The following is a 12,083-nucleotide window of genomic DNA, read 5'->3' on the forward strand; positions in this document are numbered from 1 at the left end:
TAAAAGCCTTCCAAACGGAGGGCTTTTATGGTTTTAAGACGTTTTGAGGTTTACCTTCTAAAAAACCTTTCAGGTTTTCAATCACTATTTCAATCAATTTTTTTCTGGCCTCTACACTTGCCCAGGCTATATGGGGACTTACTTTGCAATTTTTAACATCCGCCAAAATGTGGTCTTTTGCAGGTGGTTCCACCGTCAAAACATCCAAATAAGCACCAGAAATTTCTCGTGAGTTTAGGGCAATCTTCAAATCTTCTTCGTTTATCAACCCGCCACGAGCAGTGTTTATTAAAACCGCTGTGTTTTTCATTTTTAAGAAGGCTGCGGAGTTAATAAATTTTTCGTTATCAGCTGTTAGTGGGCAGTGTAGGCTTATGTAATCTGACGAAAGTAGAAGAGTTTCAAAGTCTACCTCAGTAATTCCATCTATCGGTGAATCTAGTGGCGTACGTTTATTTACAAGCACTTTCATTTCAAAAGCAAGAGCTATTTTCGCCACCTTTTGTGCAATGTTTCCAAATCCAATTAGGCCGATAGTTTTGCCTGAAAGCTCGGTGAGGGAGTTGTCGTAATAACAAAAATCGGGTTGTGAAGCCCATTTTTCAAAACTAGCATGCTCTGCTAAACGATTAGAAAACGACAGAATCATTGCAAAAACCTGCTGAGCTACCGAGTTAGAACTGTAATTTCGAGCGTTAGTAACCGTAATTCCAAGTTCATTTGCAGCGGCTATGTCTACAATATTGTAACCTGTGGCCGTAACGCCAATGTACTTGAGTTTTGGTAGTTTTTGCATAGTTAACCTATCCAAAACCACCTTATTGGTTAAAACTATTTCGGCGTCTTTAGCTCTTTCCCAAACCAATTCTGGGGGAGTTCTATCATAATGAATAAATTTACCAAAAGAACTAAAAACGGAGAGGTCAATCTCTTGCGGATGAATGGTGTAGGAGTCTAAAAAAACTATTTTCATAAATCAGACAGGGTATTTTTTTTCAAATATAAATCTATATTTAGCGGAAATAGTTAAAAAAGGGGACAAAACCGACAATTATAAATTAATAAATAAAGGAAACTTTACCTTTCATGCCATAAACCACAAATAAGAAAAATACCAAAATAGCGTTTAATCAGCTTTCTATTAAAATATATACCCCACAAACAACATTTTTCTTACTTTTGAAAAACAAATATCACGATGACAATATCGAACTTAAAGAAAAATACAGTACTTCAAATATTTACCATTTTCTTAAGGTACTTGATTGGTGCGGCTTTTGTGTTTGCGAGTATTGTTAAAATTCAGGGTTTGAGATTTACCTCCGAGACTGGTGCAGGAAGTCCAATAAATTCGGCTTGGCATTTTTTCGAAACGATGTATGCCTCAGGAATATACTGGAAATTCATTGGTTGGGGGCAGCTATTATCAGGTCTGATTCTTATGACTCAGAGGTGGAGTACAATCGGGGCGATCCTCTTTTTACCTATCATAACCAATATTTTCTTCATCACCATTTCTTATGAATTCGCTGGAACACCGATAATAACGTTTTTAATGCTGTTAGCCAACGTCTATTTATTAATTTGGGACTGGAATAAACTCAAGCTTTTGTTTTCCAATCATAGTTACGAATACAGAGACGACAACCCACCATTTTCAAAACTCAACACCTGGGCATTTTTGGGTATATTCTATTTCTTCTTGGTTTTAATCATGCGACTGGGTTCCGATTATTTATTTAAGTTGGGCTTAGTCAATCCTATTTACTTTATGATTGCCTGTTTCGGTTTAGGAGTATTGGTTGGTTTAATTCTCATTATTTTCGAACATAGAAGAACAAAAAGATATCAATAATAGCTTCTTTATCAATAATTAAATTTTCTTTTCTTTTGTGTTTTCCGTTACTTTTGGAAAATATTCAAACCCTTAAAGATGAAACTAAGATTTTTATTTTTTGTATTTTTCTCCCAAAGTTTAATTGCTCAAAAAGTTCCCCTAAAACTTTGGTACAACAAACCCGCAGAATACTTTGAGGAAGCATTAGTAGTGGGCAACGGAAACCAAGGGGCCACAATTTTCGGAGGTACAAAAACCGACAAAATATTCCTTAACGACATCACTTTATGGTCTGGTGAGCCCGTAAACCCCTACATGAACAAAGATGCCTACAAGGCATTCCCAGCCGTAAAAGAGGCTTTACAAAACGAAAATTATCGAGCAGCAGACTCACTAATAAGACAAATACAGGGAAAATATTCGGAGTCCTTCGCACCTTTAGGAACCATGTACATTGATTTTGGCCATGAAAATCCTTCAAATTACTACCGTGAACTATCCCTAGACGATGCCATTTCAAAAGTCAATTATAAAGCTGGTAAAACCATTATTTCGAAAGAATATTTTTATTCACATCCTGATAAAGCCTTTATTATCAAGTTTAAAAGCTCGGTACCCGGTCAATTAAATTTTACTATTCGGTTCGATTCTCAACTAAAACATTCTGTTAAATCTGAAAATGATTTATTGCATTTTGCAGGAAGAGCACCCATCAAGGCAGATCCTAACTATGTCAATAACAAAATAGACCCTGTGGTTTTTGCAGATAATAGAGGTACAAGGTTTTCAGGAAACATCTTTATTAAAAAACAAACAGGTAAAACCGTAAAAACAGAAAATTCTATTGGCGTTCAAAACGGTACAGAAGCAATTTTAATGGTATGTATGGCCACTAGCTTCAATGGTTTCGATAAAGACCCCGAAAAAGACGGCAAAAATGAACAAGCCATTGTTTCTCAAAGACTTTCAAGAATCAAAAATACCCCTTACCTCGTCCTTAAAGACAAGCATGCTGCTGACTATAAAAAGTATTTCGACAGAGTAAAACTTGATTTAAAGCCAGATCTGAGCGTCAATCTACCCACGGACGAAAGATTACGTAGATATGCCACAGGGGCCGAGGACAAATATCTTGAAACACTGTATTTCCAATACGGAAGGTATTTATTGATAAGCTCGTCGCGGACAGAAGGCGTTCCTGCCAATTTGCAAGGCCTGTGGAATCCGCACATGAGACCACCATGGAGTAGTAATTATACCATGAACATCAATGCCGAGGAGAACTATTGGTTGGCCGAAAACACCAATCTTTCGGAAATGCACCAACCATTTTTGAGTTTTGTTGAAAACCTCGAAAAAACGGGTCGAATATCTGCAAAAACCTTCTACAATGCCAACGGATGGGTCTGTCACCACAATTCTGATATCTGGGGGATGACCAATCCTGTAGGTGACTTTGGTAAAGGCGACCCAGTTTGGGCCAACTGGTCCATGGGAGCTACTTGGGCCAGTACACACCTCTGGGAGCATTATATTTACACAAAAGATGTAGATTTTCTTAAAAACAAAGCATATCCGCTTATGAAAGGAGCAGCCGAATTTTGCTTGGATATGCTTATCAAAGACAAAAAAAATCAATTCATCACGGCAGTCGGAACATCGCCAGAAAACGTTTACATCACTGACAAAGGCTACAAAGGAGCTACGCTTTATGGAGCAACCGCCGACTTGGCGATGATCAGAGAGTTGTTTATCGATTTGATAGAGGCAACCAATGTTTTGGGTGGCGATTATGATTTTAAAAACAAATTGGAAGAGGTTTTAGCCAATATGCACCCTTACCAAGTAGGCAAAAAAGGAAACTTGCAAGAATGGTACTACGACTGGGAAGATGCCGAACCAAAACACAGACATCAATCTCATTTGTATGGAATGTACCCAGGCAACCACATCAGTATGGCCGAAACACCTGGGCTGGCAGCTGCAGCCAAAACTTCTTTAGAAATAAAAGGCGACGAAACCACTGGCTGGTCAAAAGGCTGGAGGATTAACCTTTGGGCGAGACTTTGGGATGGAAATCGCTCCTATAAAATGTACCGCGAATTGTTGAAATATGTAGAACCTGACGGTGTAAAAGTAAGCTACCAAAGAGGTGGCGGAACCTACCCTAATCTTTTCGACGCCCATCCGCCGTTCCAGATTGATGGCAATTTTGGTGGAGCCGCCGCTGTAGCAGAAATGTTAGTCCAAAGTACCTTCGATAAGATTTACTTACTTCCTGCCCTTCCTGATGCGTGGAAAAGTGGCTCAGTAAAAGGTTTGAGAGCAAGAGGCGGTTTTGAAATAGACTTAGAATGGGAAAATGGTCAGCTAAAATCAGCTAGAGTTAAAGGAAAACCTGGTGGTGAGACCGAGTTGGTTTATAAAGGAAAAAGCAAAACCATAAAAGTGGCTAATGGCGGTGTGGCAACTTGGTAGAGCGTTTTGAAAAATCGCTTAATGTTTTTAAATTTTAATTGTTGATTTTATTTTCGACAATTTGGAAAATCGTGTTACTTTATGTCTCGTTATAAACCTTTTCAATAAAATTTAGTCAAAAGAAAAACTCTCAGCAATATGAAGGCATTTGGACCTATCAGTCACGAAAAATTTGCAGGAACATTTGATGATGAAGCTCTCAAGCATTTGATGCGTAGGGCATTGCTGGGAATCAAACTTGATGATTTTAAAAAGTTTTCGGGTCAGAACCTAGATCAAGTTATCAATACTATCTTCAAAGAGAGCACTACCCCTGCACCACCTGTTAATCATTATGAGAATACAGTAAAAGATACTACAGGTGTTCCGCTGGGTCAAACTTGGGTGAATAGTACTTACGGAGATGGCACTATCAATAGTAGGCGTAGGCAATCATTGAAGTCGTGGTGGTTACAACAGATGCATTTCCAAGCACCTACGATTCATGAAAAAATGAATTTGTTTTGGCATAATCATTTTGCTACTGAGGTAAATGTATATGACGACGCACGTATGGGATACATGTACCTTAGTACCATAAGAAAATTCGCCCTTGGAAATTTTAAAAATTTCGTAAAGGCTATTACACTTGAACCCGCAATGCTGAATTATCTCAACGGTAATCAAAATACTAAAACAGCCCCGGACGAAAATTACGCCCGCGAACTTCAAGAGTTGTTTACATTGGGCAAAGGCCCTAACTCAAAATATACCGAAGAAGATGTCAAAGCCGCAGCCAAAGTTCTAACGGGATACAGATATACCAGAGAGCCATTAAAATCTTATTTTCAGGCAGATAGGCACGACAGTACCGACAAGACTTTCTCTTCATTCTATGGGAATAGAGTCATAAAAGGTCATCCAGGAGACTTCGCTGAAAACGAACTAGATGAGCTCATAAATATGATTTTTGAAAAAGAAGAGGTTAGCTTGTATATCATTCGTCGGCTTTACTTATTCTTTTTCTACTACGATATTACACCTGAAATAGAAGCAAATTTTATAAACCCACTAGCTAAAATCTTCAGAGACAGTAAATTCGAAATTTTGCCAGTCCTTAAGGTAATGTTTTCCAGTAAACATTTTTTTGATACTGAACTGAGAGGCAGTATTATTAAAAGTCCAATTGAGCACCTGATAGGTACCACCAAACTACTTGAACCCAACTGGCCAATTTATGAAAGTTTCATTAATGAATACTATTTACTAGCGAATGACCTTGCTACTGTTTCTGACAGAGGTCAGCAAGTTTTAGGTGACCCGCCTAGCGTAGCAGGTTGGCCCGCCTATTATCAAGCCCCCGTTTATCATGAAATATGGATAAACGCAAGTACTTTCCCCGAACGCACCAAGTTTACAGATAACTATATTTCGAAAGGCTACAAACGGAATAACCAATCATTGTTGTTTGACCCGATTAGTTTTACCAAAAAACTTAAGGACCCCTCCGATCCAGTAAAACTTATAGATGAGCTAACATTTTTGCTTTTTCAGATACCCATATCAAGTAAGCTCAAAACCAAACTCAAAACAGATATATTACTTGCTGGTCAAGCTTCTGATTATTATTGGACTGAGCTTTGGAACGAAGCTTTACAGAAGCCGACCAACAATAATATTAGCATGGTTACTTCTAGATTAAAAAGCCTTTTAAGTTATTTTCTTGCATTACCTGAATACCAATTAAGCTAAGCCATGAGAAGAAGAAACTTTATAAAAAATACAATGTTAGGTGCACTTACACCTACGTTTTTGAGTAATCAAAGTTTGTGGGCCATGGGGAATGTAGACCAGAAATTGCTCGAAAATGAAAATGTTTTGGTTGTAATACAGCTCAACGGTGGCAATGATGGATTGAATACTGTCATTCCTATAAATCAATATGGGAATTACAAAAATGCACGTTCAAATATAGCTCTAGTTGAAAATAAGATTCTGAAAATTCCTCAGAGCGATTTAATCGGCCTACATCCTTCTTTAAAAAATCTTGCATCATTAATGAGCGAAGGTAAAGGGAATATCATTCAGGATGTAGGATACCCCAATCCCAACTTTTCGCATTTTAGGGCTACTGATATTTGGCACACAGCCTCAAATTCAAACGAAGTTTTAGAAAGCGGTTGGGCGGGAAGACTTTTGGCACTCGATCACCCGAATTACCCCGAAGGTTATCCTTCTAGTAAATACCCAGATCCGCTTTCGATACAGATTGGTTCCGTGGTTTCTACTGCCCTTCAGGGACCCTTGTATAGTATGGGAATGTCAATTTCTGATACTACAAATTTCTATAATCTCATTGAAAATGCCGACGAGCCTGTCCCTAATACTTTAGCAGGCAAAGAGTTAGATTACCTAAGGCAAGTATCTAAACAAACCAACAAATACTCTGAAACTATCAAAGCGGCTGCACTGAAAGTTAGTCAACAGAAAACATATCCGAATCTTAGTTTGGCCTCTCAACTTAAAATTGTAGCAAGACTTATTGCGGGAGGGCTCAAAACTAAAATTTATTATGTAAACTTAGGTGGATTCGACACCCATAGCGGACAAGTTGTGACGACCGACACCAGCACAGGCACACATGCCAACCTTATGGCCAATCTAGGAGATTCTATTAAAGCATTTCAGGACGATCTGAAGTTTTTAGGTGTGGCTGATAGAGTCTTAGGTATGACATATTCGGAATTTGGACGTAGGATAAAGTCTAATGCGAGCTCTGGAACTGACCATGGGGCTGCAGCACCAATGTTTTTCTTTGGGGAGAAAGTTAACCCAACTTATTTTGGTAAACCTACCACTATTTCTGCCAATGTGGGGAATAACGACAATATACCGATGCAACACGACTTTCGTTCGGTTTATGCCTCTATTATGAAATATTGGTTTTGTAGCGATTCGGTAGAAATGAAAAGTGTATTGTTCAGAGATTTTGCAACGATTCCGCTCGTTAACGGAAGTGTTTGCGGTTATGTGACCAGTACTGAGCCTGAATTAACAAACGCTCGTTTGAAGGCCTATCCAAATCCTGTTCAAGACATTTTGAATCTAAGATTTATCTCTGATGGAGGCCAAAATTCTTTTCAATTGCTGGATATGAGAGGTATAGAAGTAATTCCAGAAATAGATGAGGAAAGGGAGGCTGGGAGTCAAGAAATCACGCTCAATATTAGCCACCTGAATTCTGGAATATATCTGGCGAGATTCAGAAACAATGATTATCAGGAGGTTGTAAGGGTTCTGAAAAAGTAAATGCTTTAAGCGTAAAACGATTATCAAATCGTTTTAGAAAATCTAAATTCTGATTCTAGAAATTGTCGCTCACAAATTTGGAAATGACTGTTACAATTTCGAAATAATAATAGTGGTTATAGATTCTTGGGGTAAAGTGAATCTCTGACCGTTTATTTTTTTGTTCTTCAAATTATCCTCAGATGAAGTTATGTAAGCCTCTGCTTTCTGTTTTTTCCAGATGCTGGGTAATTCAATAGATTGATTTTCAACATTATTTATTAAAACCAAAACGACTTGATTTTTGCCTTTGTAAGCAGAATACAGCACTTTTTTATTTTCCAAATCCACTTGAATCCTTTGCATTTCAGGGCGAACAAACCTCGAAAAATTCCCTAGCGTCCAAAGCAACTTTGACTCTAAAACATCTCCATCAAACTTTTGATTGTCGTCTTCTCCTAATTTGCCTTTGTTTGAAATATAAATGAGGCCGTCCTTATAATCATTGGCACTTACAGACAGCCACCAATGCCAGGCAGAGGCGTTGGCCAAAGTCAAATCAGTATGAATAACTTTAGCCACATAAAGAGCCGTTTTCATTCCCAAATCCATCTTACTTCCATTTATTTCGCCTGCATTGTCACCCAAAATACAATATTCCGATTGCCAGTAATTGATGTTATGTTTCTTTATTTTCTCTCCTAAATCCATCCTTTTCTTAACCAATTCATCATTTGGAGAAGTGGTAAAATAGCTATGTCCGCAAATTATTTTCTCTACAGATTTCAGATTTCCAACATAATTCGGACTTTCTGTTCCAAAGAAATCTTCAATTTGATTGTCTTGATTTTCTTTTGAGCGATTGGTTTCGGTTTTGTACAAATAATCTATCTGAGCCGTTTCGGCTATGGTTAGCTTGGTTTTTAGGTTATTTTGGGTAAATTTTTCATCTATTTTCCGGACAGCCCAAGCCAAATCTGAATTGTCGATAGGCGTACCTTCTTGCGTTCCATAGCCTGATTTAGATTTCGGTCCCCAATCCCACTGCGGCTCATTGAAAGGGCTCAGATAGTCCAGTTCTAACTTAGTCGAAACTTCCGCCAAAAAGTTGGTAAATTCATCAATTTTTGTTTTGTCAAAATTCCATTCACCTAATTTACCAGTGCCAATGGCTAAACCATTTTTGGTAAACGAAACAGGTGCTGAATTCAAAAATCCCAAAGTGAAATCAACTTTATGGCGTTTGGCGGCATCCATAAACCATTGTTGTCCAGCTTGTTTGGTCCAATCGTATTTTCCATTTTCAAGAAAGCACTCTGCTCTTCGCCATTCGTTGGTAATCATGCTTTTGGTAACTTGTTCTGTACTTCCTGCACCAATATTGAACCGCCACATCGACAAACCTATGCCCTTAGGATTCCCCGATTTATCCATTTCTTGGCTAAATAATAACTCAGCTATCTTTTCCCGTTTTTCTAATGGATAGTACTTGCCCACCATCTGCATTGACCAGCAATCTGACGCACCAAAACTGTGCATGGTTTGGTAGGTAATGGAGGTGTCAATTTTTATCTTTTGTGCGAAAGAAAAGTTATTCAACAAAAGGAAAAGGACTGCCAGTTTTTTCATTGGGTTTGGTATATATTAATTTTTGATTAACCTCAAATTGAACTTTCAGATGACGTAAAGTTTTGAATTAAGTCTACAGAAATTCTATTCAAGGCATTCAATTATTTATTTCTCATTGCTCATGCTGTACGGAAAATCGCTTTCCTTAGTTCCACGCGTTTCGTTGGGTTTGTTTGACATTTTCAGGTCCAAAACGCCGCCTTTGGTGATGTCCTCGTGGTTTAAGAAATTCTTCGAATAACTTTGAGCGTTCAGTTTGGCATCGTTAACATACACATGTTCTGTCGAGTTTGTGGGAGCATTTATTGTAAATTTTTTGCCATTTTCAAGCGTGAGCGTAGCTTTTTTGAAAAGCGGCGAACCCAAAACGTACTGGTTAGAACCCGGACAAACGGGATAAAAACCCAATGCCGAGAAAACATACCAAGCCGAGGTTTGGCCATTGTCTTCGTCGCCACAGAGGCCATCAGGAGCATTTTTATAGAGTTTGTCCATAATGTTTCGAACGAGTTTTTGGGTTTTCCATGGTTGACCAGCGTAATTGTACAAATAAGGCATGTGCTGAATCGGCTGATTCCCGTGAGCGTATTGACCCATGTTCATGACTAACATTTCAGTAATTTCGTGTATCTGCTGGCCATAATAGGAGTAGTCGAAAGTGGGTGCAGCAGTGAAAACCGAATCCATTTTGCCCACAAAATTCTGTTTTCCGCCCATTAGGTTTTGAAGGCCTTTAATATCATGAAAAACACACCAAGTCCAGTGCCACGAGCAACCTTCGGTGAAGGCATCCCCCCATTTGTCAGGCCTGAAAGGCGACTGGAAGCTTCCGTCAGAGTTGCGTCCACGCACAAAATTCACGCTTGGGTCAAACACGTTTTTGTAATAATGGGCTCTTTTGTAAAGTGTATCTTGTTCAGCTTTAGGTCGGTTAAGGGCCTTGGAGAGTTTCCAAAGCGTGAAGTCATCGTAGCTGTATTCAAGTGTTCGGGCGGTGTTTTCGTTGATTTTTACATCGTAGGGTATATAGCCTTTACCATTGTAATATTCCACACCATACCGACCAACCGAGGTCAGCGGACCAGCATTCTGGGTGTTTTTGAGCATGGCTTCGTAAAGCGTGTTGATATCGTATCCTCTGATGCCTTTTAGGTAGGAGTCTGCTATAATAGAGGCCGAATTGGAGCCCACCATACAGTCTCTGTGGCCAGGACTGGCCCATTCGGGTAACCAACCGCTTTCTTTGTAGGTGTTTACGAGCCCTTCCATTATCTGGCTGTTGAGCTCAGGAAACATGAGCGTAAAAAACGGAAATACCGCCCTGAAGGTATCCCAAAAGCCGTTGTCGGTAAACATATAACCGGGCAAAACTTGCCCGTTGTAAGGGCTGTAGTGCATCACTTTGTTGTTTTTGTCTAGCTCATAAAATTTCCTTGGGAAAAGCATTGTGCGGTAAAGTGCCGTATAAAAAGTTCCTTTTTCTGCCTCTGAACCACCTTCTGCGGCTATTCTGCTCATCATTTTGTTCCATGTGGCTCTGCCTTCGGTGGCTATTTGGCCAAAGGTTTTGTTGCCAATTTCGCGTTGTAAATTGAGTTCGGCTTGTTCGGGGCTAATGAAAGAGGAGGCTATTTTGAGATTTACGGCTTCATTGGCTTTGGTTTTAAACTGTATCACAGAACCTACGTGTTTGCCAGTGGCTTCCAACAATTTTATATCCAAACTGCCGTCTTTGGCGATGTACACTTGCTCAAAGGCCTTGTCGGCATATATCACGAAATAGTTCTTGAAGTTTTCGGGTACACCACCAGAGTTATTGCAAGAGTAGCCCACTATTTTTCGCTCTTCTGGATACACTTTTATGTGCGAGTTTTTGAAAAAGGCATCTACGATCAAATACGCCTTTTCGGTTTCGGGATACGTAATTCTGAATCTTGCGGCACGCTCAGTAGGGGTTATTTCTACTGTCATGTTATAGTCTGAGAGGTAGACTTTGTAGTAATGTGCTTGCACCACTTCGGCTTTGTGTGAATACCACGATTCACGCTTGTTTTCATCGAAGACGAGTTTTTCGGTGGTGGCGAATATCGAAAACGCACCATAATCATTAATCCACGGCGAGGGTTGGTGGGTTTGTTTGAAGCCCCTGATTTTTTTGGCGGCATACTGGTAAGCCCAACCGTCGCCCATTTTGTTGGTTTGTGGCGACCAGAAATTCATTCCCCAAGGCAAGGCAATGGCCGGGTATGTGTTGCCATTTGATAAACTAAAGTCAGAATCGGTACCGATGAGTGGGTTGATGTATTTGGCCAAGTCGGCGTTTTGGGAAAAGGCATTAAATGCCAACAATACAAAAAGGGCTATTTTTTTCATTAAAATCAAGAAAGATATTTAGCCCGAAATTTATGGATTTTTAGTGAGGAAATGGGTGGGGGAGAGGTTTTTTGTTTTGGGGTGGGGAGGAGAATTGTGTTTATAATATACATGTTAATTTTCAGGATTAGAATTAAATGAATTTGTTTATTTCTTGACGAATTCACATGACCCATGAGGGACAGAACGGCCTGTTTGAGCTCTTTTTGTTGGCCTGCCTTTAGGCGGAACGCAAAAAAGCGAGTAGTGATGGCCCGACCCCAGCTGCTGTGGGGAAGATTTTAGTTTGGGGGATGCTCAACTGACTTTGTTTGAATGTTATAAAATCTTAATTTACTTTATCTAATTTGGCAGTTTTCTTCAAAATAAAAGAAGAAATCAAACAACTTATAAACCCCAAGACAAGGAGCAAATGGGCAAAATTCCAACCTGAATTCCAGTAGATAAACGTCAATAAAAAGAAACTTATAAAATTGAGTAAGAAGCTAATTCCTATTCA

Annotated in this window: 7 protein-coding genes; 4 read left to right on the top strand and 3 right to left on the bottom strand. The window is 39.2% G+C overall.

Annotation, left to right across the window (positions count from 1 at the left end; translation table 11 throughout):
- Positions 1–25: 25 nt before the first annotated feature.
- On the bottom strand, positions 26–973 hold the full coding sequence (locus EGI31_RS10005) for a D-2-hydroxyacid dehydrogenase (RefSeq protein ID WP_255037094.1): 948 nt from the start codon (positions 971–973) through the stop codon (positions 26–28).
- A gap of 225 nt (positions 974–1,198) precedes the next feature.
- Here EGI31_RS10005 and EGI31_RS10010 point away from each other — a divergent pair, with 225 nt between their 5' ends.
- The 4 genes from EGI31_RS10010 (at position 1,199) to EGI31_RS10025 (ending at position 7,603) form a co-directional block, all read left to right on the top strand.
- A complete protein-coding gene (locus EGI31_RS10010; protein WP_255037095.1) occupies positions 1,199–1,855 on the top strand; it encodes a hypothetical protein in 657 nt (218 codons plus the stop codon).
- 78 nt (positions 1,856–1,933) lie between these two features.
- Entirely contained in the window at positions 1,934–4,315 is a 2,382-nt protein-coding gene (locus EGI31_RS10015; protein WP_255037096.1) for a glycoside hydrolase family 95 protein, read from the top strand.
- Positions 4,316–4,453: 138 nt separating this feature from the next.
- Positions 4,454–6,046, top strand: a complete 1,593-nt coding sequence (locus tag EGI31_RS10020) for a DUF1800 domain-containing protein (RefSeq protein ID WP_255037097.1) — start codon at positions 4,454–4,456, stop codon at positions 6,044–6,046.
- Positions 6,047–6,049: 3 nt separating this feature from the next.
- Entirely contained in the window at positions 6,050–7,603 is a 1,554-nt protein-coding gene (locus EGI31_RS10025; protein WP_255037098.1) for a DUF1501 domain-containing protein, read from the top strand.
- A 90-nt stretch (positions 7,604–7,693) separates the two neighbouring features.
- On the opposite strand, the gene EGI31_RS10030 is transcribed toward EGI31_RS10025, so the two are convergent.
- A complete protein-coding gene (locus tag EGI31_RS10030; RefSeq protein WP_255037099.1) occupies positions 7,694–9,211 on the bottom strand; it encodes a glycoside hydrolase in 1,518 nt (505 codons plus the stop codon).
- A 105-nt stretch (positions 9,212–9,316) separates the two neighbouring features.
- A complete protein-coding gene (locus EGI31_RS10035) occupies positions 9,317–11,584 on the bottom strand; it encodes a GH92 family glycosyl hydrolase (RefSeq protein ID WP_255037100.1) in 2,268 nt (755 codons plus the stop codon).
- Between the last annotated feature and the right edge of the window lie 499 nt (positions 11,585–12,083).

The sequence above is a fragment of the Lacihabitans soyangensis genome, assembly GCF_024343775.1.
Lineage (GTDB): Bacteria > Bacteroidota > Bacteroidia > Cytophagales > Spirosomataceae > Leadbetterella > Leadbetterella soyangensis.

Bases quoted from the DNA above. Each gene is read 5' to 3' on its own strand.
- EGI31_RS10005 (WP_255037094.1), bottom strand. From the start codon at position 973: ATGAAAATAGTTTTTTTAGACTCCTACACCATTCATCCGCAAGAGATT.
- EGI31_RS10010 (WP_255037095.1), top strand. From the start codon at position 1,199: ATGACAATATCGAACTTAAAGAAAAATACAGTACTTCAAATATTTACC.
- EGI31_RS10015 (WP_255037096.1), top strand. From the start codon at position 1,934: ATGAAACTAAGATTTTTATTTTTTGTATTTTTCTCCCAAAGTTTAATT.
- EGI31_RS10020 (WP_255037097.1), top strand. From the start codon at position 4,454: ATGAAGGCATTTGGACCTATCAGTCACGAAAAATTTGCAGGAACATTT.
- EGI31_RS10025 (WP_255037098.1), top strand. From the start codon at position 6,050: ATGAGAAGAAGAAACTTTATAAAAAATACAATGTTAGGTGCACTTACA.
- EGI31_RS10030 (WP_255037099.1), bottom strand. From the start codon at position 9,211: ATGAAAAAACTGGCAGTCCTTTTCCTTTTGTTGAATAACTTTTCTTTC.
- EGI31_RS10035 (WP_255037100.1), bottom strand. From the start codon at position 11,584: ATGAAAAAAATAGCCCTTTTTGTATTGTTGGCATTTAATGCCTTTTCC.